This window comes from Coleofasciculus sp. FACHB-542 (genome assembly GCF_014695825.1).
GTDB lineage: Bacteria > Cyanobacteriota > Cyanobacteriia > Cyanobacteriales > FACHB-T130 > FACHB-T130.
The window spans coordinates 1-26,528 of sequence record NZ_JACJPB010000059.1; the positions used below are offsets into that span (position 1 = coordinate 1).

General features: G+C 47.3%; 24 protein-coding genes. 11 read left to right on the forward strand and 13 right to left on the reverse strand.

The features are described 5' to 3' along the window. On the forward strand, nucleotides 1-170 hold a 170-nt coding region (locus H6F52_RS24105; protein ID WP_190531097.1), incomplete at its 5' end, for a transposase. 123 nt (nucleotides 171-293) lie between these two features. Here H6F52_RS24105 and H6F52_RS24110 read toward each other — a convergent pair. The 5 genes from H6F52_RS24110 to H6F52_RS24130 all read right to left on the reverse strand — a co-directional run bounded on the left by H6F52_RS24110 (nucleotide 294) and on the right by H6F52_RS24130 (nucleotide 5,653). Beyond that, a complete protein-coding gene (locus H6F52_RS24110) occupies nucleotides 294-1,043 on the reverse strand; it encodes an amino acid ABC transporter ATP-binding protein (protein WP_190536979.1) in 750 nt (249 codons plus the stop codon). Next, nucleotides 1,009-2,478 carry an ABC transporter substrate-binding protein/permease gene (locus H6F52_RS24115; RefSeq protein WP_190536980.1) on the reverse strand — a complete coding sequence of 490 codons (1,470 nt, stop codon included), beginning with the start codon at nucleotides 2,476-2,478 and terminating at the stop codon, nucleotides 1,009-1,011. The genes H6F52_RS24110 and H6F52_RS24115 overlap by 35 nt, the downstream gene beginning before the upstream one ends. Nucleotides 2,479-2,711: 233 nt before the next feature. After that, nucleotides 2,712-4,403 carry an iron uptake porin gene (locus tag H6F52_RS24120; protein ID WP_199300704.1) on the reverse strand — a complete coding sequence of 564 codons (1,692 nt, stop codon included), beginning with the start codon at nucleotides 4,401-4,403 and terminating at the stop codon, nucleotides 2,712-2,714. 227 nt (nucleotides 4,404-4,630) lie between these two features. After that, complete coding sequence (locus H6F52_RS24125) at nucleotides 4,631-5,194, reverse strand: FKBP-type peptidyl-prolyl cis-trans isomerase (protein ID WP_190525681.1); 564 nt, start codon at nucleotides 5,192-5,194, stop codon at nucleotides 4,631-4,633. Between the two features lie 135 nt (nucleotides 5,195-5,329). Next, on the reverse strand, nucleotides 5,330-5,653 hold the full coding sequence (locus tag H6F52_RS24130; protein WP_190415431.1) for a phasin family protein: 324 nt from the start codon (nucleotides 5,651-5,653) through the stop codon (nucleotides 5,330-5,332). A 217-nt stretch (nucleotides 5,654-5,870) separates the two neighbouring features. Here H6F52_RS24130 and H6F52_RS24135 point away from each other — a divergent pair, with 217 nt between their 5' ends. Both H6F52_RS24135 and H6F52_RS24140 read left to right on the forward strand, forming a co-directional pair. After that, nucleotides 5,871-6,179, forward strand: a complete 309-nt coding sequence (locus tag H6F52_RS24135; RefSeq protein WP_190536981.1) for a TIGR03792 family protein — start codon at nucleotides 5,871-5,873, stop codon at nucleotides 6,177-6,179. Between the two features lie 73 nt (nucleotides 6,180-6,252). Beyond that, on the forward strand, nucleotides 6,253-6,621 hold the full coding sequence (locus H6F52_RS24140) for a zinc ribbon domain-containing protein (protein WP_190536982.1): 369 nt from the start codon (nucleotides 6,253-6,255) through the stop codon (nucleotides 6,619-6,621). A gap of 1 nt (nucleotide 6,622) precedes the next feature. Here H6F52_RS24140 and nblS read toward each other — a convergent pair whose 3' ends face one another. From nblS to H6F52_RS24175, 7 genes are all read right to left on the reverse strand, one after another. Further along, on the reverse strand, nucleotides 6,623-8,647 hold the full coding sequence (gene nblS / locus H6F52_RS24145; protein ID WP_190415723.1) for a two-component system sensor histidine kinase NblS: 2,025 nt from the start codon (nucleotides 8,645-8,647) through the stop codon (nucleotides 6,623-6,625). 287 nt (nucleotides 8,648-8,934) lie between these two features. Next, nucleotides 8,935-10,209: a phosphoribosylamine--glycine ligase gene (gene purD / locus H6F52_RS24150; RefSeq protein WP_190536983.1), complete on the reverse strand. Its 1,275-nt coding sequence runs from the start codon at nucleotides 10,207-10,209 to the stop codon at nucleotides 8,935-8,937. Between the two features lie 302 nt (nucleotides 10,210-10,511). Then, entirely contained in the window at nucleotides 10,512-14,486 is a 3,975-nt protein-coding gene (locus H6F52_RS24155; protein ID WP_190536984.1) for a DUF2157 domain-containing protein, read from the reverse strand. 122 nt (nucleotides 14,487-14,608) lie between these two features. After that, a complete protein-coding gene (locus tag H6F52_RS24160; protein WP_190536985.1) occupies nucleotides 14,609-16,060 on the reverse strand; it encodes a deoxyribodipyrimidine photo-lyase in 1,452 nt (483 codons plus the stop codon). Nucleotides 16,061-16,448: 388 nt separating this feature from the next. Beyond that, nucleotides 16,449-16,997, reverse strand: a complete 549-nt coding sequence (locus H6F52_RS24165; RefSeq protein WP_190441028.1) for an NUDIX hydrolase — start codon at nucleotides 16,995-16,997, stop codon at nucleotides 16,449-16,451. A gap of 6 nt (nucleotides 16,998-17,003) precedes the next feature. Next, on the reverse strand, nucleotides 17,004-17,525 hold the full coding sequence (folK, locus tag H6F52_RS24170; RefSeq protein ID WP_190536986.1) for a 2-amino-4-hydroxy-6-hydroxymethyldihydropteridine diphosphokinase: 522 nt from the start codon (nucleotides 17,523-17,525) through the stop codon (nucleotides 17,004-17,006). Between the two features lie 93 nt (nucleotides 17,526-17,618). Then, nucleotides 17,619-18,074 (reverse strand): CAAD domain-containing protein, encoded by a 456-nt coding sequence (locus tag H6F52_RS24175; RefSeq protein ID WP_190536987.1) that lies wholly within the window; start codon nucleotides 18,072-18,074, stop codon nucleotides 17,619-17,621. Nucleotides 18,075-18,339: 265 nt separating this feature from the next. Between H6F52_RS24175 and H6F52_RS24180 the strand changes: the two genes are divergently transcribed. The 8 genes from H6F52_RS24180 (at nucleotide 18,340) to H6F52_RS24210 (ending at nucleotide 25,036) form a co-directional block, all read left to right on the forward strand. Continuing rightward, the gene (locus H6F52_RS24180) at nucleotides 18,340-18,720 is read left to right on the forward strand and encodes an iron-sulfur cluster assembly accessory protein (RefSeq protein WP_347275865.1); all 381 of its coding nucleotides are present in this window, start codon (nucleotides 18,340-18,342) and stop codon (nucleotides 18,718-18,720) included. 98 nt (nucleotides 18,721-18,818) lie between these two features. Next, complete coding sequence (gene rpsL, locus H6F52_RS24185; RefSeq protein WP_190415413.1) at nucleotides 18,819-19,196, forward strand: 30S ribosomal protein S12; 378 nt, start codon at nucleotides 18,819-18,821, stop codon at nucleotides 19,194-19,196. Between the two features lie 36 nt (nucleotides 19,197-19,232). Continuing rightward, nucleotides 19,233-19,361: a hypothetical protein gene (locus H6F52_RS26280; RefSeq protein WP_277878243.1), complete on the forward strand. Its 129-nt coding sequence runs from the start codon at nucleotides 19,233-19,235 to the stop codon at nucleotides 19,359-19,361. 388 nt (nucleotides 19,362-19,749) lie between these two features. Further along, a complete protein-coding gene (rpsG, locus tag H6F52_RS24190) occupies nucleotides 19,750-20,220 on the forward strand; it encodes a 30S ribosomal protein S7 (protein WP_190415409.1) in 471 nt (156 codons plus the stop codon). A 146-nt stretch (nucleotides 20,221-20,366) separates the two neighbouring features. Continuing rightward, on the forward strand, nucleotides 20,367-22,442 hold the full coding sequence (gene fusA / locus H6F52_RS24195) for an elongation factor G (protein ID WP_190536988.1): 2,076 nt from the start codon (nucleotides 20,367-20,369) through the stop codon (nucleotides 22,440-22,442). A 99-nt stretch (nucleotides 22,443-22,541) separates the two neighbouring features. Beyond that, on the forward strand, nucleotides 22,542-23,771 hold the full coding sequence (tuf, locus tag H6F52_RS24200; protein ID WP_190415405.1) for an elongation factor Tu: 1,230 nt from the start codon (nucleotides 22,542-22,544) through the stop codon (nucleotides 23,769-23,771). A gap of 173 nt (nucleotides 23,772-23,944) precedes the next feature. Beyond that, entirely contained in the window at nucleotides 23,945-24,262 is a 318-nt protein-coding gene (gene rpsJ, locus H6F52_RS24205) for a 30S ribosomal protein S10 (protein ID WP_190415403.1), read from the forward strand. Between the two features lie 132 nt (nucleotides 24,263-24,394). After that, complete coding sequence (locus tag H6F52_RS24210) at nucleotides 24,395-25,036, forward strand: LON peptidase substrate-binding domain-containing protein (RefSeq protein ID WP_190415401.1); 642 nt, start codon at nucleotides 24,395-24,397, stop codon at nucleotides 25,034-25,036. 89 nt (nucleotides 25,037-25,125) lie between these two features. On the opposite strand, the gene H6F52_RS24215 is transcribed toward H6F52_RS24210, so the two are convergent. Then, nucleotides 25,126-26,526: a hypothetical protein gene (locus H6F52_RS24215; protein ID WP_190536989.1), complete on the reverse strand. Its 1,401-nt coding sequence runs from the start codon at nucleotides 26,524-26,526 to the stop codon at nucleotides 25,126-25,128. Between the last annotated feature and the right edge of the window lie 2 nt (nucleotides 26,527-26,528).

Consider the following 26,528-nt stretch of genomic DNA (forward strand, 5'->3'; position numbering starts at 1 on the left):
TTTGGCTCCCCCCTTATTCACCCGAACTCAACTTAATTGAAATCTTATGGAAGTTTATGAAATATGAATGGATAGAGATAGAGGCTTATCGGGACTGGAAAAGTTTAGTAAAGTATGTCAAAAATGTGCTAAAAAAAGTCGGGACCGAATATGTAATTAATTTTGCTTAAGCACTTAATTTATCGAAAATTGCTATGGCTCAAATGAGTGAACGAGGCTGCTTAAATTTCTGCGTATCCCTGTAGATTAGCTGAAATTTATACAGAAAGATTACAGCCTTCAACGATTATCTTTTACAAAATTTTCTCCAGGAATTGCTTAGCGCGATCGCAGTCTGGATTTGTAAAGAACTTACTAGGCGGTGAATCTTCAGCCAGTTTTCCACCATCAAGAAACAAAATGCGGTCGGCAACTTCTCGCGCGAACCCCATTTCATGGGTGACAATTGCCATTGTGATACCAGTTTTGGTGAGGTCTTTCATCACCTCTAGCACCTCTTTCACCATTTCCGGGTCGAGTGCCGAGGTCGGTTCGTCAAACAACATGATATCTGGCTTCATTGCCAAGGAACGCGCGATCGCTACCCGCTGCTTTTGTCCTCCTGACAGCTTAGAAGGATAAACATCAGCCTTTTCTGATAAACCTACTTTATTCAGCAGTTCCATTCCTTCTCGCCGCGCCTCTTCCGAAGAAATGCCCTTTACCTTTTTAGGCGCATACGTCACATTAGAAAGGACGGTTTTGTGAGGAAATAAATGGAAATGTTGAAACACCATCCCGACATTTTGCCGAACTTTCATAATGTCGGTTTTTCGTGAGGTGATGTCTGCGCCTTGTATATAAATCTTACCCGAAGTTGGCACCTCCAGTAAATTCATGCACCTCAAGAAAGTGGACTTACCAGAACCCGAAGGGCCAATCACCGCAACAACTTCCCCGTGTCCAATCTCAGTCGAAATTCCTTGCAAAACCTTCAGATTTCCAAAAGATTTATGCAAATCTTCAACCTTAACTGCTGCGTTGTAATCTTCGTTCGAGTACATAACCCCCCCATGTTAAACTCATGACCATTAAATAGTAAGTCGCGCCTGCAAATAGCAAAGGTTCAAAGTAGATATATTGTTCTGCACCCACAATTTGGGCGCGGCGTAACAAGTCAGTTACCCCAATTGTAGAGACTAATGCTGAGTCTTTCAGTAGTGCAATACTCTCATTTACTAATGCTGGCAAAATATTTTTTATCGCCTGTGGCAAGATAATATCCAGCATCATCGGTCTGTAGGGAACTCCTAAAGACAAAGCAGCTTCCTGTTGCCCTTTATCAACGGCAAGAATACCGCCGCGAATTGTTTCAGAAATGTAAGCGCCTGAGTTGAGAGTAAAGGTAATGACACCGGCTAATAATGCCGGAATATTGTAGCCAATCAACTGAGGCGTTGCGTAATAAACTAAAGCGATTTGCAATAGTAACGGCGTTCCTCGAAAGATAGAGGTGTAGGCTGTTGCAAACCAAACCAGTGGTTTAAAGGTAGAAATCTTAAATAAAGAGAGGATTGTCCCCCAAATAAAGCCCAAAATTGCTGAGATAGCAGTGAATTGGAGAGTTACTAATATTCCTTTTAGAATAAAAGGAATCCGAGGCGTTATCTTAGCAAAAGCCAAGCTGGAACTGCTGGCGGGAGTTTCAGTTTTTCCATTATTTTCAAACCACTTTGTCACCAACCTTTCTATTTCACCGTTCTGTTTCATTTCTGCCAGAACGCGGTTGAAGTCATTGACTAGAGGCGAACCTTTGGCGAAAGCGATCGCACTCCCTGCTTCCCCAGTATTCGGAACCGTATTAAATTCTAAATCTGGGTTATTGGCAATAAAACCTTTAGCGATGGTATCTTCGATAATTGCAGCGTCGATACGATTTGATTTAACTTCTTGGATAATTTCACCAGTCTTATTAAGGGCTACCAGATTCGCGCCCTTTATTTCTTTAGCAGCTTTTTCTTGAGTAGAACCCAATTGAACGCCGACTTTTTTTCCAGCTAAACTTTCAGGTGTCGTTAGGTTACTACCTTTTCTAGCAACAATTGTATTTTTAGCTTCATAGTAAATATCGGAAAAATCAACATTTTTTCTCCGTTCTGCTGTCGGTGTCATCCCAGCCATCGCAAAGTCAGCCCGACCGGATTGCACAGCCGGAATTATGCCGCTAAAATCTGTATCTTTAATCTCAAGTTGAAACCCTAGCTCTTTAGCAATATAGTTGGCAATGTCTACGTCGAAACCTACAATATCAGCGCTACCGCTAGCCGTATCTCGAAATTCATAAGGTGGATAGTCCGCTGACGTGACCATCACAAATTTTTTACCTTGATATTGTGGCGATTGTGCAAAGACGCGATCGCTTCTCCAACCCCCAAAAAGTAAACTTATCGATAATGTAATAGAAAATAGGATGGCAAAAAGCCATTTCCTTTTTGGCATAGCTAGTAAGTCCTTAATGTCTTAATGTATAAATATTTAACACTCAAACCACAAGACCATTTCTACTATCTTAAGGATGATATTTTGCTTACATAAAGTTACATTTTCAAAATTTTTATGATAAATAAGCTCATAAAAAAAACATAGGTTTGTTAACCTTACTCCAAACCCTCTTCACCTCCCTCTAACCCTCTCCTAAGAGGAGAAAGTCAGCAGGTTAGGTTTGTTTGATTCTAAAAGACGAAACTCGTTCTCACCACACCAATCACAGCATCGGGATTTCGCTCATCATGGTTAGGTGCTGTTAGCCAAAAGAAACCAGGAGTAATCGAAATATTTTCGGTTAATTGATATTTGTAGAAAGCTTCGATGTGATATCCGGTATCGCGATCGCTTCTTTGTCCGGGAGGTAAACCAATCGCCTCTGCTAAAGCACGATTGCTAGTTCCTGTTAACTTTGGTTGCATCCCTAACACAATGCCACCTAAATTTCCCTTTTTGCCCAAATCAGGGAAAGCCAGCGTTACCGCGTAGTTCCAGACATCTGCATCCCCCTTGATATTACCAAGAGCGCGGGCGGCAGTGTAACCCACCCAGCCACCGAGTTCAAAGCGGGGACTAAATCGGTAATTAACTTGTGCGCCGTAACCATTACCCACTACAGGATTGCCATCAGGATCGGTGAGATCAATGACTTTGGCGGCGTTGCTACCTGCGAGAGTATCGACACCAAAAGCTTGAGAAAAAGAGTTCAGGTAAAGCAAGCCAAGTTTCAAGCGATCGCCACTATAAACCAACTGGGCAAAAGCACTGTAACCACCATTAAATATACCTGAATCTCTGCCTGGGTTACTAGGACCGTTAGGGGCGTCTTCACCAAAGTAACCAACATCTAAACTGAGGGCTTCGCTAAGGGCATAATTTGCTGCAATCCCCGCTCGATTTCCCAAGGGAAAATACACAGGATTGACTTGACCAAAATTAGAAATAGCACCCGTAGAGGTGTCGATAAAAGGAGCAATTGTATCTGTTACATACGACGGATCGATTGAACCCGCTTCAATATAAATTTTGAGTTTGTCTCCGACTGGAAAGCGATACTCTAACTGGCTAATTCTGGCTTCGTTATTTTGAGATACGCTACTGGGAGTAAATCGAGTTTCACCTGTTAAGCCTGGATCTGGCCCGCCACCAAATGTTGCCCCAGTGTCAAACTGCCTCAAATTAGTGATTTGAAAACGAGTCCTTAAGCGGTCTTTTCCAGTGAAGCTAGTGTTAAAATCAATGCGAGTCCGATGACCGAGAGTAGCGTTATTTACATCGCTAGCATTCTCACCAAAAGCATCGCCTGCATAGGTGATAACCTCACCGCCTAATTTAGTGGTTGTAGAAAATTGGTGAGCTTCCAGTTGGGTTGTTCGAGCTTCCAAAGTATCCACTCGACCCTGTAACGCCCCTAGTTCTGTTCCAAACTCATCAATCAGCCGTTGTAAGGTTCCTAGATCGTCTTTAGTAACAAAATCTGCTGAACTAGCAGCAATCAATTTCTCAATTTGCTGCAAGCAGGTATTTAACCCAGCCGCAAATTCATAACGACTCAGCGCCCGATTGCCACGAAAGGTGCCATCCGGATATCCTGAAATACAACCGTAACGTTCAACAAGCGATCGCAGGGCTTCATACGCCCAATCCGTCGGTTCTACATCTCGCAACTGCGACACGTTGCTGACTCGATCCATCGCATCAGTCTCTTCAGTTCCCTGAGAAACGGTATCTGCCCCAACTAGAGCGTCAGTATCCTGGGCAAAGGGATGGGTTTCCTCTGACACAGTTGGAAATTCTGCTGCTTGGGCAATGCTAGCGCTCGCTAAAGCGTTAACTAGCACCGCGAGGCAAAATTTTAGAGGGGCACGAAACAGTTTCAAGACGGTCTCTCCTCACACTTTTTGGCATTCCTAATGAATTTTGTCACGTAAATTCCGATCGTGCTCGCTGAATTTACGCTGGATGTTGTTTAAATACTACATTTTTGCCTAGCAAGTAATTGTATATTCTCCTACCAAGAAGAAGTTCAACATATACTCTTGTTGATTATGCGAAAAACAACCCCGATTTCTCCAAGAAATCGGGGTTCTAAAAACTGAGGATTTAGTTATCTAATGTCCAACAATTCTACGTCGAAAATTAGAGTGGCGTTGGGAGGAATGACTCCACCCGCACCACGAGAGCCATATCCCAATTCAGGAGGGATAATTAACTGGCGGCGTCCGCCGACTTTCATGGTGCTGAGTCCTTCGTCCCAGCCTTTGATGACTTGTCCAACGCCGAGTTTGAACTCGAAGGGAGAATTGCGATCGCGCGAACTATCAAACTTCGTGCCATCCTTTAGAGTGCCGGTGTAATGCACTACCACCCTTTGACCTGTTTTAGGAGTTGCCCCCTCGCCTTCCTTTAACTCAGTGTACTTAAGACCAGAAGGCGTTGTCTTCACTTCGCCACTGGCAGTTTCATCACTTCCCGGGTTGGTATTCATCGTTATAAGCCTTGTAATATCAGCAGTAGGATCGTTACTGGGAGTTTTTGCAACAACTGCGGTTTCAGTTTTGGTTAGTTCAGCTGCTTTTGCATCTCCTTGATTGCTGCTCGTAACTTGAGCAAAAATCAAGAGTACTACACAGGTAAACATTACCCCAACGCTGATTAGAATTTCTCTCATTCATCCGTTCTCCGTACCTCTAAGACCTCAAAACTTTAGATTTTAGATTGAGAGAATTTTCGATTTAATCCAAAATTCCCCATCCAAAATCCAAAATTGATTGTCCCACTAGATTTTCAATCCTATCAGCTTTACTTACCGCCAGAGCTTATTTTCCATATCACGCACCTGACGTTCGAGCCGGTCAATGCGTCCCCGCAATTCATCCATTTCCGACTGGCGAGGAACCCCCAGATCCTGCAACATATTCCGCATTTGCCGTTGCATCTGGATCTCCAAGTTCCCCTGATCTGACTTGAGCTGCTGCATCAAATCATCTACCATCCCCTTAGCTTGCTCGGGGTTGATTTTGCCTTCCTTGACCCATTCATCGCTCACTTCGCGGATTTTGTCGGCTACCAAAGACGTAGTCCCCACACCCATCATTAGTAGCTGCTTAAGCCAGTTGTTATTATCCATTTTCCCTTCCTGTCACTCCGCCGCGACTTTGAGCGGCTAAACACGTATCATAAAGCGGTGCTAAAATCTTACCGATTTTTCGCCTACAGTTCTATTTTGTGACATTCTCTCAACAACTGCCGCCTATCTTCCAGACTTTGCTCGTGGCAAAATCAATCTGTCTGATGGATGATTGAAGAGTCTATTTACAGCTTCAAAGCAGCTTATACTCCAGCTCATGGTAATTGAGTGGCTTCAGGTAAGAGTCGCCCCCGAACTGCGGGAAAAATACATTCAGAAGGATGGCGAAATCTGGACAGCTTTCCTTACTACCTGTCCGGGTTTTTTGGGTAAAGAAGTCTGGCTTAACCCGAACGAGCCAACAGAGGTCATTTTAGTCATTCGCTGGGCGACGCGGGAACAGTGGAAGTCTGTTCCATCAGAACGCCTGGAAGAAATCGAGCAGCAGTTTGTCCAAGCGATGGGAAAGGCTTTTCCCATCGTTCAGTTAGCAGAATATCAAATCCGAAAGTTTCCCCAAGCTTAAACTGGATCTAGAGGTCTTTTTAGATTGCGACTTGCTGACTGGATAGAAACCTAGAATTACCGTGCTGCTATCCATGCCGAACTGTCCAAAGTGCCATCAACCCGTCAATGCCCAGGTAACGACCTGCCCTTATTGCCGAACCGAGCTAAAAGCCTACGGTCATCCTGGCATTCCCCTGCATCGAGCAACAGGTGAGAAATTTCTGTGCGACACCTGCACTTACCACGAAGATGATACCTGTACGTTTTCCAAGCGTCCTTACGCCAAAGAATGTACGATGTATAGCGATCGCTCTCAAGAATCTCACCCGATGACTGTCACTCGCTACAGTCTCGGCTGGCGTCACTCGCTTCAACTTTGGTGTCAGCGAAACCAGCCTTTGTTGCTGCTATTCGGTCTCATCGTCGTAAGTTTAGCGATCGCTTTCTATGCAAGCAAATAATCTAGACAACCTTCGCCGTAACCGAACTGGTTCCTGAAGCTTCTTTTGCTTCTTTTAGAGGCAACTCCTCAACGGGTGCTGCTTCTTGAAAAACCGTCAAGTCAAACCAGAAAGTTGTACCGACGCCGACCTCGCTAACCAAGTGAACCCTGGTGTGATGCTTCTCAATGATATTTCTAACAATTGACAAACCCAAACCTGTTCCTTCAAGGGTGTGAACTCGGTTTTCTACTCGGAAAAAACGATCGAAGATTGCCTCTTGGTCTTCTGTATCGATGCCGATTCCCGTATCAGAAATTTCAATCCGCACTAATTTGGGATTGTTCGTTGCAGGAATTTTCCCGCGTTCCTCTGCGCCGGAAGGGAAGACTCCGCCTTGACTCCGCTCATCCCTCGACTCCAGCAAATAGGCGCGAATTGCCACCCGTCCGCCTGTCTCAGTAAACTTCAGTCCATTACCGACCAGATTAGCAAACACCTGGAGCAACAAATCATAGTTGCCCCAGACTGCTGGCAAATTCGGTTCAATCTCTTGGATGAGTTCAATTCCTTTATCGCGGGCGTTTAGCTGGTAAGTCCGCAGCGTTTGCTCCACAGGTTGGGCAATATCTACAGGCTCAAAGTGATAGCGCTTGTGCGACTCAAGCCTAGATAAATCCAAAACGTCATTTACCAGGCGAGTCAGGCGGTCTGTTTCTCGATTCGCAGTGTCTAAAAATTCCCGACGTTCCTCTTCTGTCAAATCTTCGCCGTATTCGTGGAGCGTTTCAATAAACGACTTGATGTTAAAAAGCGGCGTTCTCAATTCGTGGGAAACATTGCTAATAAAATGACTTTTCGCCTCGTTCAGCTCTACCTCACGAGTAATATCCTGTACCGTCATCGCAATTCCCTTGATGGTTTCCCGGTACTGGTCGAGGACGGTCGTTAGGAGAATGCGGACGGTGCGGTTCGCCGGTTGGAATAGCGTCACCCGAAACTCTGCCCCTTCGCATTCGCCAGCAACAATTTGATGCAGGGGTCGCGCTAGCTCCAAGTTTACTGGAGAAGGCAAGCAATGCAGAGCATTAGATCCCACCACATCAACGCCATCCCACCCGAAAATTCGTCGCGCTGTCGGGTTGACTAAGATCACCTGAAAGTTGGTGTCTATCAGCACCGCTCCATCAGCAATCGTAGAAACCAACGTCTCTAGCTTGGCTTTCTCTGCTGTCAGTTCCTCGATATTTTGCTCTTCATAACTCTCCAGCCGTTCTGCCATCTCGTTGAAACTGTAAATCAGTTCGCCCAGTTCTCCTCCGAGTGGCAGGTCAACTCGTTGCTTGAAGTTGCCAGCGGCAATATTTTTAACCCCAACGAGAAGTTCTTTAATTGGCTGAGTAATGGTTAAGGCATTAAAAACAGCCCCCAAAATCACCATCACCCAAATGGAAATAAATACCGCAATCGTGACATCTCGTGTCAGATGGGACGACGCCACCACGGTTGGATTGGCGTTAATCCCAATTGCCAAAACCCCTAAATTTTTGCCATCGTGCGACAGGGGAACAAAGACATCCGTAACTTCCCCATCCGGACTTAGGTGCTGACGCACCATTGGTAAGTCGGAATTATCAGCGTAATCCTCTGGCAATTGAATCCGACGCTGAATTGTCAGCGAGTTTTGTACCTCGGACTCAGAGAAAGGAATTCCAAAATAGATTTTGCCAGTTTCGTCGGCGTAGAGCATATAGCGCACGCTGGAGGTGCTGCTGTAGAAGCGGTGAGAAAAACGTGCCACCTCCGTCAGATTCTTTTCAGCAATCTGAGGCGCGACATTCGCCGCCAACAACAAACCCAGGTCGCGCCCGAAGCGAGTATCATTCAGCCGAGCATCCTGCTGAATTGTATTCACTGCCCAGAAGGTCAGACCGCTCATCACCAAGGAGACGACTAAGGTAGCAGCCGCCATCAGGCGCGTCTGGAGAGTAAACTCAGACCACCAATGGGCAATAACTTCTCGAAGGGTTTTTAATAGAGCCAGCAAGGTAAATTTGCCACTAAAAATGGTAAAAATTAGAGATTTATCAAAAATTGTAGAGGATTCTTCCCAGGGATAGGTGGATTTTTGAACGTTTCTCAATTATATTTATCCACTTCTATTTTCTCAAGTTCCCCCTGGAACTCTCATGTATCTTTGGATGCAGCTTGACTAAGATTTTGAAGAAATTTAACGATTTACGTGATGTGCAACTTTCCAAAACTCTCTAGCTTAGGCTACAGAGCTTTGGAAACGAGGAGCGATTGGATTGCAGTTGCACATGACGTTAAACGCTAAAGTTTCCCTGCCGTGCGGACGCGATAACCAATATCCCGTCGGTAGTACATCCCCTCAAACTCAATGCAATTAATCGCCGCGTATGCTTGAGCGATCGCTGCATCAAAATCCTCTCCAATGGCGGTGACTCCCAACACCCGACCGCCTTCTGTCACCACTTGTTGCTGCTTCTTCTGAGTGCCTGCATGGAACACATTCGCTCCTGCTGCCTCGGCTTGCTCAATGCCGGTAATGACGTGACCTTTTTTATAGCTTTCGGGATAACCCCCCGTCGCTACAACGACACAGGCGGAAGCGCCTGATTTCCAGGCAATCGGAGGCTGTTGGGCAAGTTTCTGTCCGACGCAGGCAACCAGTAAGTCTTCTAGAGGGGTTTCGAGTAAAGGCAAGATCGCCTGTGTTTCCGGATCGCCAAAGCGACAGTTAAATTCCAAAACTTTCGGATCGCCTTGGGGGGTAATCATTAATCCAGCATAAAGGACACCCCGGTAGTCGATGCCCCTCGCTTTTAAAGCGGCAACAGTCGGCTCCAGAATTTCTTTCTGAACTCGCGCACTCAAAGCAGGTGTCAGGATGGGAGCAGGACAATAGGCTCCCATTCCGCCCGTATTTGCCCCTGTATCGCCCTCACCGATGCGTTTGTGATCCTGAGCAGGTAACAACTGACGAACTGTCAAGCCATCCGACAGCGCCAAAACCGAGACTTCCTGACCCGCTAAGTATTCTTCAATTACTACAGTCTTGACTCGACTGGAGAATAAATCTGCGATCGCAGAGTATGCCTCTTCCACCGTTGCCGCTACCGTAACACCCTTACCCGCTGCCAAACCATCGGCTTTAACAACAATCGGTGCCCCTTGCGCTGCTACATAAGCTTTTGCAGCTTCTGGCTCTGTAAACACCTCTGAGTTGGCGGTTGGGATACCCGCTTCCCGCATCAAATCCTTTGCCCAAGACTTACTCGCCTCAATTTGCGCTCCCGCTTTGGTGGGACCAAACACCTTGAGATTTTGGCGTTGCAAGTAATCTGCGATCCCCAAAGCCAGGGGGGCTTCAGGCCCGACGACCACCAGCGAGATGTTATTCACTTGAGCAAATCGTGCTATTCCCTCAAAATCATCAACACTTAAAGGGAGATTCTGACAACGCTCCAGAGAAGCTGTGCCGCCGTTTCCAGGAACACAGACTATCTGCCGAATGCGTTGAGATTGCAGCAGTTTCCATACCAGGGCGTGTTCGCGTGCCCCATTGCCAACAACCAAAACCTTCACGTTCGCCTCGCGCTCCTGTTTTTGTTTTCTTGAATTTTGCTAAATTGCAGGCTGTACGCCCGCCCAGACTAGGGACAGCGCCTCAATCCAGCGGCTTATCCTTAGGGACGATTTCCCATCTGAAAACCAAGTAAATTTACAGGGCAAATCGTATAAGGCAAGCAAATACTTCATTATGCCACGCAATTACCAAATGTCTAAGTTAGCCAAGAGACACCTGATGGATGGAAGCAAGCAAGTCTAGATTTAATTGTTTTGGGAATCGTTTTGGGATTAGATGAGTGGGATTGAACGAAAGGAAATTATTGCCATTGTTCCAATTCCGACAGCCAGTGCCGAACCAAAGCGATAAAGCGATCGCGCCGAGTTTCAAAATTAGCGGCAATCGAGATAAAACTGATACCCACTATCAACCCGATCACCCACTTGAAAAAGGAGTAACGGAAAACAAAAATCACCAACTGATAAAAAGCAGTCAGTAAAAAAGTGGCGGTACCAACGTAGAGAAATGCCCGGACTCGGAAAGCCAATCCAGCAAAAATGAATAAAATACTCAAAATTCCCGGTATCAATCCAGTTTCTTGGTGTAGCAAAAATGCCGCTCCACAAATTACCCCAACGCCTACGCAACGAAATAGGTGGCGAGTCTGTTTGCGTTTTGGTAGCGTCAGCCCAGAATCGACTTGGGCAATATACAGCCAGGATAAGCCAATCGACATAACGTACCACAAGTAATCGAAAAATTGTAATTCCAAAAACCACCGAAAAAGTGCCCAATTAATCAGTGCTAGGCTGATATAAGTAAAGCGAATTTGATTGGATAATTTGGCAATAAAAATATAAAATGCCGCTGTTATCAGCAAGCTAATCGGGTGAATTTCTACTCTGGTTTCCCAAATCATCACCAGTGGCAGAATATATGCCGCGTGCAGCCAAGGTCTTTTAGGCCATCCCCACTTCTCCCAAGGCAAAATATACAGAAAATAAGCCCAAACACAAGAAATCGGGGCTTTCCAGGGAACTAATGGCCCAGCCCAGAACTGCCCAATGGCTGTATAAAGCCAAAGTATTCTGATGACACCTACTTCTAATAAACCTAGGTAAACCCAGACTTCTGCAATGGTAATCCTCCAGTTTTCACTGAATAAGGAAGGTGCTGAATTTTCCTCTGTCTTTAAAGGGACTTGGAAACTTTCCCTGTTTTTTGGGAGGGAAGAAAGGGGAAATTTGCGACCTTGAAAAATCGCGTATCGGATTAAAAACAAGCCAGTTCCTAATCCGAGAATTCGGCTAGCTGCAATGGGATTACCAATCGCCGCGATGAGTAAGCAACTGCTCCAAGCCCAATGAAGATGGGCAATTACTTTCAGTTCTTCAGCAGTAAGGTGTAAGTAATTTAGAAGCCAGGGGAATAGCAGGCGATAGGCATACATGATGCTGGTGCCGAGGGCAGACATGACAATGAATCCATCGCCCAAAGCTCCACCTGATGCTTGTAAAAGTTGATAGAACAAAAGTTCGTAGGCAGAAATGGATACTCCCAGAAGTCCCAAATAGAGGATGGGTTTAAGTTCCTGCCGTCGTCTGCCAACTCCAATCGCAATGAACGCGATCGCAAGCGTACACAATCCCGTCCAACTGGTAAAAGTATCCCACCGCAGAAGTGCCCCCAACACGCCGTATAGTAGCGGCAGGATATGCCACCTGTTCGGAACACTTTCGATTTGCGATCGCCGCCGCCATGCTTCTCCCAAAAGCTGCGTGCTTAAACCTAAGACGATATTTGCGATCGCTAAATTCATCACCGAGTGTTCAAAGAAGCCCAACGTCTCGGCTGTCAACAGTTCTAAACCCCAACCCAGTCCGTAAAATGCCCAATGATTCGGTTGTTGCCAACTGCGATAAGCGATCGCCCCAATTGTCAACGTAACCGCAAGTAAATATTCCCCACCGGGCGAAGCAACCCCTTGGTAGAGAAAAAGCGAATGCAGCGTTAGCATCAACAGCTCAAAACTACACAACGCGATCGCCCAACCCTCAACCGCTTGTGCATAAAGTGCTGCTAACGTCCCATGACGACGCATCAGCCAGGTTCTGGCAAGCCATAAACCCACCACCGCGATCGCTCCCGCTAAAAACCAACCCGGTACCGAAAGGGGCGGCACTCCAGGCACGCCATCCCCCAGCAGCACACCGAGAAAACTCAGGCTAAACCCGACGGTAATGACGGCTGCCGCCAGATGCCGCAAATAGCGCGTATTCACCAACATCAGCCCAGTTGCCATTCCTAAGCTAATGAATCTGCCTCCAGGTAGCACGAATGTGAGAATTTGTGCCATTCCCAAACTGGCGACACTCAACCAACTCGCCAATGTGCGTTGCTTTCCAGCAGTTTGGCTGGCAACTCCCGTCAAAGCCAAAGGTGTAATTAGCCAGAAAATTGCCCACTGCTGACGGCTAAAGGCATCACTGTCCCCGAATAAGGAAACATTCGCTAACAGTAATTGATAACTGAGTCCCGCCAGCCCTAAACCGATGTGCCAAGCACTTTGCTTCCACAGAAGTACTGAGGAGGGTAGGAGGACGTGAAGGGTCCATTCGGCAACCATCACCGCCAACAAAATGCTTGCCCAAACTTCTTGGTGCAGATTGGGAAAAAAGCGGTCAATTGTAGAGAATAGCGTCAGCAACCCCACCAAGTGAGTGAAATACACCAGACTGACCCTAGTGGGAAGTCGGCGCTGTGTCACAATTGCCAGTGTCACAGTCGAAAACAACAGATTGAGCGATCGCAATGTGGGATTTAGTAAACTAATTAGACTCAGCACCGCCCCAAAAGTGAGTGCCAGTTGTTCGCCAAAAGTGGCTAAATCGTTCTTATCCGCTCGATGCAGCCAATCGCTTACCCCGACGATAAAAACAACGTAGGGAAATAAAACCAGGCTCAGCAACGCCCAAGGAACCGTTTCCGAACCCGTCAGTTGTGTGCCAGTTGCGATCGCCCATTCTTGCACGGAACCCGGAACTAACCGCCAAACCAGCCAAATCGTCTGTAAGCCAATCCCTACAAAGGCTGCCAGATCAATCTGTAGCCAAAAACGCTGCAATCGGCTGAAGAAAAACCACAAACCCAATCCGCTAACTGCTGTTGCTTGCCAGGGAACCGTTGTTCCTACCGAAACCAGCCAACCTAGGCATAACAAACTACCGCCAACTTTCTCCCACGGCAATTGGGGTGATTCGCTGGATGTTTCGGGTTGCTGTTGCGATAACCACGCCACCAGCCAGCCACAAATGCCAAGGGCTAACCCCAACTGCGTTACAGGGACTTGGACAATAAAAATTGCTCGTACCAGCAGCACCACCAAGGCATAAATCACTACCCCGGCTGGCAACTCGATCCCGATTCCCGTTTTTTCGATAGTCCCCGCAGCCTGTCGAGTCTCCGCAACCTGTCGGTGACGAACTTGATAGAAGCTGAGGAGGGACGTTCCTACCATTCCCAGATAAACGGCGATGACGGGAAATCCTGACAAATTCCAGCCCCAATGCAGGTAACTGAGTCCCAAAATATTCAATGCTGGCAACGCTTCTAGTAACTTCAGCCGTCTAGAAGCCGCCAATCGCCAATTTTTCAATAATTGGAGAGTAATCGCCGTCAAGAGAACAGATGCGATCGCAACTACCATCAGATTGACGGGATTCTGCCACAACCCAAAGCTATCCATTGCCCAAAAATTCACGGGCATTAACAGTAGGGTGACAATTTGCAACGTCTGCGCCGTCAATTGCAAACTGGGTTGGCGATTCGCCCAAGCGCTTACCCGCCAAAAAATCAATGTATACGCTAATAAAACCCCATACTGCCCAGCAGCAGGAAATCTTTCCCATTGAGTGGCGGCTAGCACCCCGGAGGACACTACCACCATGAACACTCCCAAAAACAGCAGCCACCGGACGCTGAGTTCTGCCATCAGTGACTGCCATACCCCTGGGATCGCTTTGGGATGTTGGCGAGAAGCATTCTTACCAGCAGCACCTGGTAGTAACTGCAAATCAGAAAATATCGTAACTTGAGGCGTTACTTGAGGCGTTGGTTTGGGCGTTACCGCAGCGGGTGGCAACGCACAAACCAAGTATTTTTGACTTAAATCGCTAACCTGAGCCTCAGAAATCAAACCCAAGCGCAGCCAAACATCCAGTCCTTCCAATAACTGAGGCTGCGAATTGCTAATCGTTACTTTAATGTTGATGGAGCGGTCATGTGAAGATGACATCAGCAGCCACCCTAAAGATGAATACTCAAATCATCTTCTTGATTGAAGGATTGGCTGTGGTTATTGTGACACTTTAGGGTATTGAAAGCACGCTTGTCCGGCGGGCACTGTCCACCAGACGCTTACTCTTTATCTTTATCCCCTAGTGCTTCTTTTTGCTGCTGATAGCGCTGTTTAAACAGACGCTGCTGTAGCTGGTGTTCCACAATCGGGGCGGGATAATTACAGCGATCGCGTTCATTCGCCGGTATCTTCCCACTGACGAGATATTCTGTATTTACAGACCTGAGTTCTGGCACCCATTTCCGGATATATTCCCCGTCTGGATCGAATTTCTGCGATTGAGAAGCTGGGTTAAAAATTCGGACTGGCTTGGGGTCCATCCCGCTAGAAGCACTCCACTGCCAGCCGCCATTGTTCGCCGAAAGATCCCAGTCATAAAGCTTTTGCATGAAGTATTTTTCCCCCAAGCGCGGATCGATCAGCAAGTCTTTAGTGAGAAAACTGGCAACAATCATCCGACAACGGTTGTGCATCCAAGCTGTTTGATTCATCTGGCGCATTGCTGCATCGACAATCGGGTAGCCGGTTCTCCCCTCGCACCAAGCTTGGAAATGTTCTGGATTGGTGTCGTAAGGGAAATTTTTGAGCGTTTCGCGGAAGGCACCCTCGGCTAATTCTGGGAACCAATACATCGCGTGTTGATAAAACTCTCGCCATGCTAGTTCCTGTTGCCATGTCCGGATATGGGTGTCTTCTGATTCGCTGCGGCTGTGTTCTAACACCTTTAGCGTGGCATCCCAAACGGTGCGAATGCCGATTACGCCAAATTTCAAAGCGGCGCTGAGTTGAGAGGTGCCGCTAACTGCTGGAAAATTCCGTTGTTCTTTATATTCTGCGATCGCTTGATCGCAAAATGTTGCCAGCTTTTCTTGCGCCGCCTTCTCCCCTGGGGCACTCACCAGTTCATTTTCCCAAATAAATCCTAAATCCTGAGCTGTAGGCAGTTCACCCGCACCCGCTTGTTGTGCTTTCTGCTGTTCTTCTGGGGTAAGTCCCTCGGCATTTTGGAGTTCTGGTGCGGGTTTAGCCTTGGGTTTACTACTCCAATTTCTCCAGAACGGAGTATAAACCGTGTACGGCTGATTAGAACCTGAGCGAATCTCCTCTGGTGCGTGTAATAGCTGATCCCAGTGATTTTGGACAAAAATACCCTTTTCTTTCAGGACTTCGCTAATAGTGCGATCGCGCTCTTTTGAATAAGGCTCGACATCCCAATTCCAGAATACAGCCTTCGCATTCAGCGCCGCTGCCAAAGCTGGGATTGCTTGAGTCGGATTGCCTAGAAGGATCAACAACTGGCTACCAGCCTTCGCGTAGCGTTCTTGGAGTGACTGCAAACTACCAATCATATAAGTCACTCTTGCCGGTGCCACATCATCCTTTTTCAAAATATTCGGATCTAGGCAGAAAACCCCTACCACCTTTTGGCTTTGCTGCCGTGCAGCAGCCAATCCTAGATTGTCCGAAATGCGTAAATCGCGGCGGTGCCAAAACAAAATCAGGTCAGACATTCAATCCTTGCTTTTCAAATAACTCGCTTATGTTTGACAGTTTAAAAGGTGACAACACCGTGTGTATCACTCCTGCGAGTGACTGCAAACTAAACGGCTATAGCAATCCTCAATGATTCGTGAAGGCGAGATCCGCGACTTCTTTAAAGTCGCGGATCTGAACCGCTGGTATCTTACAAATCAAACAAGATTCCTATATAGCGTTTCTCAGGTGGGTGGAATATATTGCAGGTCTAATGCTCGGTAGAGACATGACATATCATGCCCCTACTGATGTATCGCACCTAATTGAGAATTGAAATAATCTTATATCTGGCTATTAAAATATAAAAAATTAGCCAGTTTAAGCTGGCTAATTTTGTGTAGTCGCAGACTTTAACCTAACGAACTATTGTAAAAAAGGACGAGCTAAGAAAAAACTAGAAATCGATTTAGCATCTACTGGTTCACCCGCCAGAATTGCTTGCTCTAATTCCTGGGGAGTCATCAAAATCGTTTCAATATCTTCGTCAACATCTTGACTGGGAGGTATCTCCAAACGTTCTAAATCTTGCGCTAAAAAAGCGTAGATAAATTCATCTGAATAACCGGGAGCAAGGGAAAACTTACCTAAATTTTGCCATTTGTGAGCGCGATATCCGGTTTCTTCTTCAATTTCGCGCTTAATAGTCTCCTCTGGAGCTTCATTCGGTTCTATCGTTCCAGCCGGGAACTCCAAAAGACGCCCCTGTACAGCAAAACGATACTGCCTCAATAGGATCAACTTCCCTTCTGAGGTTACAGGAACAGCCAGCGCACCACCAGGATGCCGAATGCATTCCCAGTCTCCCTCTACTTGGTTCGGGAGGCGCAGACGGCTGACTTCAAAATTAAATTTACGCCCCTGGTAGAACAAGCGTTGTTTGAGGACTTCAGGGGGTTCTTGACCCAGTGCCATAGGAAACTACAAACGACGGACTTCTGAACAGTCTACAGCCTGAACGAGTTGCGCGATCGCACATCCGGAAACTGGATCGATCCAATCTGGCGCAATTTCCGCTAAAGGCACCAGCACGAACGCTCTTTCTCTCATCCGAGGGTGAGGCAACTGGAGAGGCGGAATCTCCCCACCCTGAGTGTCCAAAATCACATCATCAAAGAGCAATAAATCAAGGTCAAGTGTTCTCGCCCCCCAGCGCCCTTGACGGACGCGACCAAAGCGATCTTCAATTGCCAACAGCGTCTCTAACAATTGCTGAGGCTTCATCTGAACGTGCAGCAGGGCACAACCATTCAAATAATCTGGTTGAGGTGGCCCTACAGCCTTCGTTTGATACCAACTAGACTGGGCTTGCAGAGTAATTCCAGGAGTTCGGTTCAGCGTTTCTAGAGCAGCCTCTAGAGTGGCGCGGGAGTCGCCGAGGTTGCTACCAAGAGCAACTGCGCTTCGCCCACCCTTTGCTAACGCAGTTTTTGCGTATGTCATGATTCCAGCCTGACCCCTTCAGGTGCGGCTATAAAGAAACTTAGCCTGCCTACACAGGCTAAACAAATTCAGTCGAATCGAAGATTAGGACGCTTAGGTGTTTGAAGCTCCTCTGCCCAAAACTTGCTGTTTTAAGGTCTGGAAGTCTTGAGATAGTTCTTTGCGGCTTTCAGCAGTAAGTAAGTAACGATAAACGAACCAAGCCGTATATCCGATGCCAATCAGCTGTAGGGTTGGCGCTATCAACGGCAAGCTATGAATCGCTGTTAGCAAAGCCACTGTTATCCTTAATGTGACTAACACTGCTAAGAGTAGTCCAAGGGTAATGAGCGATCGCTGGTAGGAGGAAAAAAAGTTGCCCGCATAACTTGGCATCTTTTCTAAAAACCTAGCGATTTGTGCCCACACCTGCTGTACTTGCCCAGTATAGGCTTGAGTAGACGACACTTGTAACTCCGAAGGTGTTCCTTCTACGTTTTGTACATTGACTTCTACTGAAGGATTTTCAGATTCAAGCCTACTTTCAGAAGAGGGAGTTTCAGGATTCATATCAATTTTTGGGAATGACAACAACTTGATGTCTTGGTTGGTTATGGGAGTGTTTCTTCTAGTTCTGCTTTTTCTAATCAAAAAGTGAAGAACAGACTCTGCTACCAAGTTATTATCTATTGGGGTGATAAAAATCAAGCATCCTGAGGTACAAGTAGCAAAACTACCAAGCTGGAACACCGAACGCTCGATTTTCTCCTTTAAAAATTGACAAGCTTTCCCGCAACCGGCTGTAGCATTGGTTCAGCACTTTATAGAAAGCTCTGTGAAACTCACTCAGTCCACTATCGATCTCACTCAAGCAGCAGCTAGTGAAATAAAGCGTTTGCAATCCAAGCGTCAAAACGCCAACGCTCTATTATTTCGTCTAGCAGTTCAATCAGGTGGTTGTTCTGGCATTTCCTATACTTTCAGCTTTGATGAAGCTGTGAAGCCGGACGATAGACTGTATGAATGCAATGGCATTAGAGTATTGGTTGATGCTCAAAGCCTAGCCTACCTCAATGGTCTCACCTTAGATTACTCAGAGGATCTCATGGGTGGCGGGTTTCGCTTCCACAACCCAAACGCTAAAGAAAGTTGTGGTTGCGGTAATTCTTTCTCTATTAATGAGCCGCTTGCCGACTCTGCCACCCCAGAAGCTTAATCTCCAGCTCCTTTAAATTGACAGAACCCCTGACAGATGATACACTCAGAATTTGTCTGCATTTGGAACTAGCAAGGATTCAGTAACCCCAGTAACTCATGCCCACAATCCAGCAGCTCATTCGTAACGAGCGCCTAAGTACACAGAAGAAAACTAAGTCACCAGCCCTAAAAAGCTGCCCGCAACGTCGTGGTGTCTGCACCAGAGTATATACAACGACGCCTAAAAAGCCAAACTCAGCCCTGCGGAAAGTGGCAAGAGTCCGTTTGACTTCAGGTTTTGAAGTAACGGCATATATTCCTGGCATCGGTCACAATTTGCAAGAACACTCGGTTGTGATGATTCGGGGGGGACGGGTTAAGGACTTGCCCGGAGTCCGTTACCATATTATTCGCGGAACCTTAGATACCGCCGGGGTTAAGGATCGCCGTCAGGGTCGTTCTAAATACGGTACAAAACGTCCCAAGGCAAAGTAAGCGGAGTGCCTATCTGCATTGGTACAGTCACAATTGATGGCTTCCGTTTTGCAGAAAAGACAAAACGCTCATACGGCTCGAAAGCTCCCGAATCTCGTGCCAATTGCACAGGAAATGTGTGAAGATATCCGCTTACGAGCGGATGCCGATGAACCCCCGGTATAGGTGGTAGAGTTGGATTGAGGATGTTTTTACTGGATTCCGTGCGGGAAGACGCATCAGAGATGTTGTAAACACGTAGATAAGCACCCGTTAAAGCGAGTGTATGCGAATCCAGTAGGATGTATCCAAATCCGTAGAAGGTTGCTTCAGTTCCTCAAACCAAAAAATTGGGAAATTAATGCGCCAGGGAGACAACCGTTGCTGGCATTTAGGGAAAACCTCAATGTCCTCAATGTAGGTAGGGAAGATTTTCACACTCGGGCGAAATCTCTACCTTAGTAGAAGGCGGCTCTCAAGAACCCGCAAAGACTTGTTGAAAAAAATCCCATCTCAGGCACGAACATTGGGAGGGATCGTAAAAATTCTGTATTTTATTCATTGAAGGCTTAGTATGTCTCGTCGTACCGTTGTTAAAAAGCGTCCTGTTCCCCCTGATTCGATGTATAACAGCCGTCTTGTCAGTATGATGGTGCGGCGGATTATGCATAGTGGCAAGAAATCTATTGCGACTGGGATTATCTATGATGCGCTAAAAACCATCGAAGAACGGATTGGAGCAGATCCCCTAGAGACTTTTGAGAAAGCAGTTCGGAATGCGACCCCTTTGGTGGAAGTCAAGGCTCGTCGAGTGGGTGGTGCCACCTACCAGGTGCCAATGGAAGTCCGCCCTGACCGTGGAACTGCGCTAGCGCTGCGTTGGCTAATTCAGTTTGCTCGTTCTCGCCCAGGCCGCACAATGGCTGGGAAGCTCGCAAATGAGCTGCTTGATGCCGCTAATGAGACAGGGAATGCGATTCGCAAACGCGAAGAAACTCACCGAATGGCTGAAGCGAATAAGGCGTTTGCCCACTATCGATACTAAGCACTACTACAGACGCGAGATCGGTTATTGCGACTGTTTTGCTCGCGTCTGTACGAGCTGAAAATCTTAAATAAAGTATACAATTTTAAACGAGATAGAACGCATAGCACATTATTAGCTATGCGGCACAGAGGAAGGAGGTAGCTGTGGCACGTACCGGCCCGCTAGAGAGAACACGCAACATCGGAATTGCTGCCCATATTGATGCGGGCAAGACAACAACAACAGAAAGGATTCTGTTCTATTCCGGTATCGTTCATAAAATTGGCGAAGTCCACGAAGGCACAGCAACGACTGACTGGATGGAGCAAGAGCGGGAAAGAGGTATTACCATTACCGCCGCTGCGATTAGCACGAGCTGGCGAAATCACCAAATCAACATCATTGATACCCCTGGTCACGTAGACTTCACGATTGAAGTAGAACGTTCAATGCGGGTGTTAGATGGCGTGATTGCTGTGTTCTGCTCGGTGGGAGGCGTGCAGCCTCAATCTGAGACTGTATGGCGACAGGCAGATCGGTATAAGGTGCCTCGGATCGCTTTTATCAACAAAATGGATCGGACTGGAGCGAACTTTTACAAAGTTTATAACCAGATACGCGATCGCATGCGGGCAAATGCTGTCCCCATTCAAATTCCTATTGGTGCTGAAAGCAACTTTGAGGGAATTGTAGACCTAGTTCGGATGCGAGCCTACCTCTACAAAGACGATCAGGGCAAAGAAATTGAGGAAATAGACATTCCTGCAAACCTTCAGGAGGTAGCCCAAGAGTACCGCACTAAGCTCATCGAATCTGTAGCAGAAACCGATGATGCCCTGACGGAAAAATATTTGGAAGGCGAAGAACTGACCGAACCAGAGATTCACAAGGCGTTGCGTAAAGGCACAATTGCTGGCACAATTGTCCCGCTGTTGTGTGGTTCTGCCTTTAAAAATAAAGGTGTCCAGCTGCTGTTGGATGCCGTGGTAGATTATCTACCCGCTCCTATTGACGTTCCTCCAATTCAAGGACTATTGCCAGATGGCACTGAGGTAGTAAGGCACGCTAGCGATGACGAACCAGCGGCTGCTTTAGCTTTCAAGATTATGGCAGACCCCTATGGACGCTTGACATTCATTCGGGTATATTCTGGCGTAATCAAAAAAGGCAGTTACATCCTCAACTCAACCAAGGATAAAAAGGAACGCATCTCCCGCTTGATCGTTCTCAAAGCTGACGAACGAATCGAAGTAGATGAAATGCGGGCTGGTGACTTAGGTGCAGCTTTAGGTCTGAAAGAAACCTATACAGGCGACACCATCTGTGACGAAAACTCACCAGTGATTCTGGAGTCTCTGTTTATACCAGAACCTGTGATCTCCGTAGCAGTGGAACCCAAAACTAAGCAGGATATGGAGAAGCTCTCCAAGGCTCTGCAATCGCTCTCAGAAGAAGACCCGACGTTCCGAGTTCACATTGACCCAGAAACTAACCAGACAGTAATTGCGGGGATGGGCGAACTGCACTTAGAGATTCTCGTAGATCGGATGATGCGAGAATTCAAAGTAGAAGCCAACGTTGGTGCGCCGCAAGTTGCCTACCGCGAAACCATTCGCAAAGCTGTCAAAGCTGAAGGGAAATTTATCCGTCAGAGCGGTGGTAAAGGTCAGTACGGTCACGTTGTGATTCAAGTCGAGCCAGGAGAGCCGGGGACTGGTTTCGAGTTTGTCTCCAAAATTGTTGGGGGTATAGTACCTAAAGAGTACATAAACCCAGCAGAGCAAGGGATGAAAGAAGCCTGCGAATCGGGTATTGTAGCTGGATATCCGGTGATTGACCTCAAGGCGACGATGGTGGATGGCTCTTACCACGAGGTAGATTCCTCAGAAATGGCTTTCAAAATCGCAGGCTCAATGGCGATTAAAGAAGCTGTAATGAAGGCTTCACCAGTGCTATTGGAGCCTATGATGAAAGTTGAGGTGGAAGCTCCAGAAAACTTCCTTGGGGATGTGATGGGAAACCTCAACTCCCGCCGCGGTCAAATTGAAGGCATGAACTCGGAACAAGGCATTACAAGAGTAACAGCCAAAGTTCCGCTTGCAGAGATGTTTGGCTATGCGACGGATATCCGGTCGATGACCCAAGGGCGGGGTATCTTCTCAATGGAGTTTAGCCATTACGAAGAAGTTCCTCGCAACGTGGCTGAAACCATCATCGCCAAGAGCAAAGGGAACACATAAATCGGTCTGTAGTCTTTGGTCAGTTGTCAGTAGAAAAGCCAACTGACAACTGACAACTGACAACTGGCAAAGGAAAAAGGAAAAAGGAACAGGTAATACATGGCACGCGCAAAGTTTGAACGCACTAAACCCCACGTCAATATCGGCACGATTGGTCACGTTGACCACGGTAAAACGACCTTAACCGCTGCCATTACGATGACTCTGGCAGCAATGGGTCGGGCGAAAGCAAAGGGTTATGCCGACATTGATGCAGCGCCGGAGGAAAAGGCTCGCGGTATTACCATCAATACCGCCCACGTTGAGTATGAAACCGAATCTCGCCACTATGCCCACGTGGACTGCCCAGGTCACGCGGACTATGTGAAGAACATGATCACGGGTGCAGCTCAAATGGATGGTGCCATTCTGGTGGTGTCGGCGGCAGATGGCCCCATGCCTCAGACGCGGGAACACATCCTCCTGGCTAAGCAAGTTGGCGTTCCCCGGCTAGTTGTCTTCTTGAACAAGCAAGACATGGTGGACGATGAAGAATTGTTGGAACTGGTAGAACTGGAAGTCCGGGAACTGCTAAGTTCTTATGAATTCGACGGTGACAATATTCCCATCGTCGCCGGCTCGGCGCTACAAGCGTTGGAAGCGATGGCTGCCAATCCCAAGACCCCACGGGGTGAGAATGAGTGGGTAGATAAAATCTACAAGTTGATGGATGAGGTCGATGCTTACATTCCTACTCCAGAGCGGGATATTGATAAGCCCTTCCTGATGGCTGTGGAAGACGTATTCTCCATCTCAGGGCGCGGTACCGTTGCGACTGGTCGTATTGAGCGGGGCAAAGTCAAAGTTGGGGAAACTGTTGAGCTGGTGGGAATTCGAGACACTCGCAGCACAACAGTAACTGGCGTGGAAATGTTCCAGAAGACCTTGGATGAAGGGATGGCTGGCGATAACGTCGGCGTTCTACTTCGGGGTTTGAAGAAGGAAGATATTGAGCGGGGTATGGTGCTAGCCAAGCCTGGTACAATTACTCCTCACACTCAGTTTGAGTCTGAAGTGTACATCCTTCAGGAAAAAGAAGGCGGTCGGAAAACACCGTTTTTCGCTGGCTATCGTCCTCAGTTCTACGTGCGGACAACCGACGTAACTGGAACCATCAAAGCTTTCACCTCGGATGATGGCTCTAACGCCGAGATGGTGATGCCAGGAGACCGGATCAAAATGACCGTTGAGTTGATCAACGCGATCGCAATTGAGCAAGGGATGCGCTTCGCGATTCGTGAAGGCGGTCGCACCATTGGTGCTGGCGTCGTCTCCAAGATCCTAAAGTAGGATTTTGACCAACAAATAAGGAGCAGAAAAGCATATGCTTTTCTGCTCCTTATCTGTGTCCTTGAAATCAGATGCTAAACTCCAAGAGCTGTACGTGTACGGCAAAAAACCGCCGTCCTAGTAACAACTAAAACCTAACAAATAACCACTAATTAGAACCTGGACAACTGAAAATGGCAACTATCCAGCAGCAAAAAATTCGCATTCGCTTGAAGGCTTTTGACCGGCGTTTGCTTGACACCTCTTGCGAAAAGATTGTCGATACGGCAAACCGGACACAGGCAACAGCTATTGGCCCCATTCCCTTACCAACCCGGAAGAAAATTTACTGTCTTTTGCGCTCTCCTCACGTTGATAAGGATTCGCGGGAACATTTTGAAACTCGGACTCACCGCCGCATCATTGACATTTATCAGCCTACCTCTAAGACAATTGACGCTTTGATGAAACTGGATTTGCCAGCAGGCGTTGATATTGAAGTCAAACTTTAAATACACGCTCTTGTGAGTCTGCATTTGACGAAGCCCTTTAGAGGTATCTCTAAAGGGCTTCGTCGTTGGGATTCTAGGAAAGAGATCGGTTAAAGTAAGTAAAGAATCGCACGTACAGCAAGTATAGGGACAATGGCATCCTCTTCCTCAATCGCAGTTCGAGAACTCCCCCTGTTTCCACTGCCCGAAGTGGTGCTATTTCCAGGGAGACCTTTACCGCTACATATTTTTGAATTTCGCTACCGAATCATGATGAACACGATTCTGGAGAGCGATCGCCGTTTTGGGGTTTTGATGTGGGACCCAGTTCAAAGTAAACCAGCTGCCGTGGGATGCTGCGCTGAAATTATCCACTTCCAGCGTCTTCCCGATGACCGAATGAAAATCTTGACCTTGGGACAGCAGCGGTTTAGGGTCTTAGAGTACGTCCGCGAAAAGCCTTATCGCGTCGGTTTGGTGGAATGGATTGAAGACCATCCACCAGAAAAAGACCTCAGAACCTTAGCCTCTGAGGTTGAACAACTGCTCAGAGATGTGGTACGTCTCTCATCCAAGTTGACCGACCAAGACATGGAGCTACCAGAAGACTTGCCCACCCTCCCCAGAGAATTATCCTACTGGGTTGCCAGCAATCTTTACGGGGTGGCATCTGAACAGCAAGCCCTTCTGGAAATGCAAGATACGACAACCCGCCTAGAGCGAGAAGCCGAAATTCTCACTTCTACTCGCAATCATCTCGCGGCTCGTACCGTCCTCAAAGATGCGCTCCAGTAAGTTTCATTAGTTGTTAGTCATTAGTCTTCAATGATTAGTTCAGTGCAAAAACCTTAACTAATCACTGATTCAGAACTAATGACTAAGGACTAAACACGAGCATCTGCTCGCAAGTCATACCAGCCATACCAGTGACGAACTGCAAGCCAGACAGCGCCCAAGAGAGCGGCTACGCTGAGAGTGAGTCCCGTGTAAGGAACGACTAGTCCTAAGACTGGCACAACCGCACCAGCAATCGTGCAAATGACGGCGGCAAGAGACGCACGGCGGTTTGACCCTAATCCCCACGCTAAGGCTAGCAAGACGATAGAGATGAGAGTCCAAGCTACCTTGACATCAATCAGGCGGCTAAGATAAGTCAAAGTTAGCAGACAAGCGAAGAAAATACCGCCAGCGATCGCTACATTTCTGAGGCTCATGGGTAGCGACATATAAAGCAATAATATCCACCACAAGAATACGGCTGGTGCGAGTAACAGCAACCGGGGAAGGATGCCAGTGTTGCGAATTGGGCCAGTCGAAGTAAAGACACCAAATGGATTTTGGACGGAAACGTTGTCGTCAAATACCCAAGTAAATCGAGTGCCTTGTCCCTCAACCTTACTTTCTGTGGGGATAATCCCACTAGCAAAATCCGCTCCAGGGAAGTTAGCCAGCGCGGTGAGGCGGAAATTGGAGAGTAATTGCCCGGTGGCACTATAAACCCAGCGCGGCCCTCCTTGAGCTTTATAGGTGACTTTAAAACTAGCTGTTTGTCCGGGTTCGAGACGGAATGGAAAACCATAGTCACCGGGATTCGCTTGCTGAAGCCGAGTCCCGTCCCGCTCTACCTTATAGCTTTGCAGCAGTGAGTAACCGGCAGGCGGCGGGACTTCAAAGAAAAAATTGCTAACATCGGTCAGCGGGTTGGTAACTTTATAATCGGCACTGTAGTCAACGCGATAAATTGCGCGACGATCTTGGGCATCTGTGCTTTGGTCAATTTTTACCTGAACTTGCGATTCGCTCAGAGTTAGCAAACGGCTAACTTCTCGCGTATCGTTGACTTTGACGATTTTACCCTCAACTTGAGTGGTATAAGTGTAAGGCTCTTTGAGGACATAGCGCACTTGGGGTGCAGGTTGCTCTAGCCTGTCACCGGCAACACTGGCAGCTACCTGAGCGACCCGTGCTTGTTCCCAGTGGTGGTAGCGATTGCCTAAAGTTGAGCTAAGAAAAAATCCTCCCACCATTAGAATTAAAACCAAGGCAGCGTGGGGTAAACTTCGCAATAATCGAGAGTAGCGAACCACCCATTCACCCATGAAAAGCGCTTGTTCTGGTTGATCTCGACGGAGAGAGAAATTTAGCAGCGCGATCGCAATTCCCAACGCACCAACTAGAAACACAATGATGAGGAAGGTACTCAGTACCTGCCCCCCAAATTTCATTAGCTCAGCCGGATGCGTTAAATCGGGCAATCCGGGAATGCCTTGAGCAGATTGAAACATAA

Coding starts and splice junctions, on each gene's coding strand:
- H6F52_RS24110 (WP_190536979.1), bottom strand. CDS start 1,043: ATGTACTCGAACGAAGATTACAACGCAGCAGTTAAGGTTGAAGATTTG.
- H6F52_RS24115 (WP_190536980.1), bottom strand. CDS start 2,478: ATGCCAAAAAGGAAATGGCTTTTTGCCATCCTATTTTCTATTACATTA.
- H6F52_RS24125 (WP_190525681.1), bottom strand. CDS start 5,194: ATGAGAGAAATTCTAATCAGCGTTGGGGTAATGTTTACCTGTGTAGTA.
- H6F52_RS24130 (WP_190415431.1), bottom strand. CDS start 5,653: ATGGATAATAACAACTGGCTTAAGCAGCTACTAATGATGGGTGTGGGG.
- H6F52_RS24135 (WP_190536981.1), top strand. CDS start 5,871: ATGGTAATTGAGTGGCTTCAGGTAAGAGTCGCCCCCGAACTGCGGGAA.
- H6F52_RS24140 (WP_190536982.1), top strand. CDS start 6,253: ATGCCGAACTGTCCAAAGTGCCATCAACCCGTCAATGCCCAGGTAACG.
- H6F52_RS24155 (WP_190536984.1), bottom strand. CDS start 14,486: ATGTCATCTTCACATGACCGCTCCATCAACATTAAAGTAACGATTAGC.
- H6F52_RS24160 (WP_190536985.1), bottom strand. CDS start 16,060: ATGTCTGACCTGATTTTGTTTTGGCACCGCCGCGATTTACGCATTTCG.
- H6F52_RS24165 (WP_190441028.1), bottom strand. CDS start 16,997: ATGGCACTGGGTCAAGAACCCCCTGAAGTCCTCAAACAACGCTTGTTC.
- folK (WP_190536986.1), bottom strand. CDS start 17,525: ATGACATACGCAAAAACTGCGTTAGCAAAGGGTGGGCGAAGCGCAGTT.
- H6F52_RS24175 (WP_190536987.1), bottom strand. CDS start 18,074: ATGAATCCTGAAACTCCCTCTTCTGAAAGTAGGCTTGAATCTGAAAAT.
- rpsL (WP_190415413.1), top strand. CDS start 18,819: ATGCCCACAATCCAGCAGCTCATTCGTAACGAGCGCCTAAGTACACAG.
- H6F52_RS26280 (WP_277878243.1), top strand. CDS start 19,233: ATGGCTTCCGTTTTGCAGAAAAGACAAAACGCTCATACGGCTCGAAAG.
- rpsG (WP_190415409.1), top strand. CDS start 19,750: ATGTCTCGTCGTACCGTTGTTAAAAAGCGTCCTGTTCCCCCTGATTCG.
- tuf (WP_190415405.1), top strand. CDS start 22,542: ATGGCACGCGCAAAGTTTGAACGCACTAAACCCCACGTCAATATCGGC.
- rpsJ (WP_190415403.1), top strand. CDS start 23,945: ATGGCAACTATCCAGCAGCAAAAAATTCGCATTCGCTTGAAGGCTTTT.
- H6F52_RS24210 (WP_190415401.1), top strand. CDS start 24,395: ATGGCATCCTCTTCCTCAATCGCAGTTCGAGAACTCCCCCTGTTTCCA.
- H6F52_RS24215 (WP_190536989.1), bottom strand. CDS start 26,526: ATGTTTCAATCTGCTCAAGGCATTCCCGGATTGCCCGATTTAACGCAT.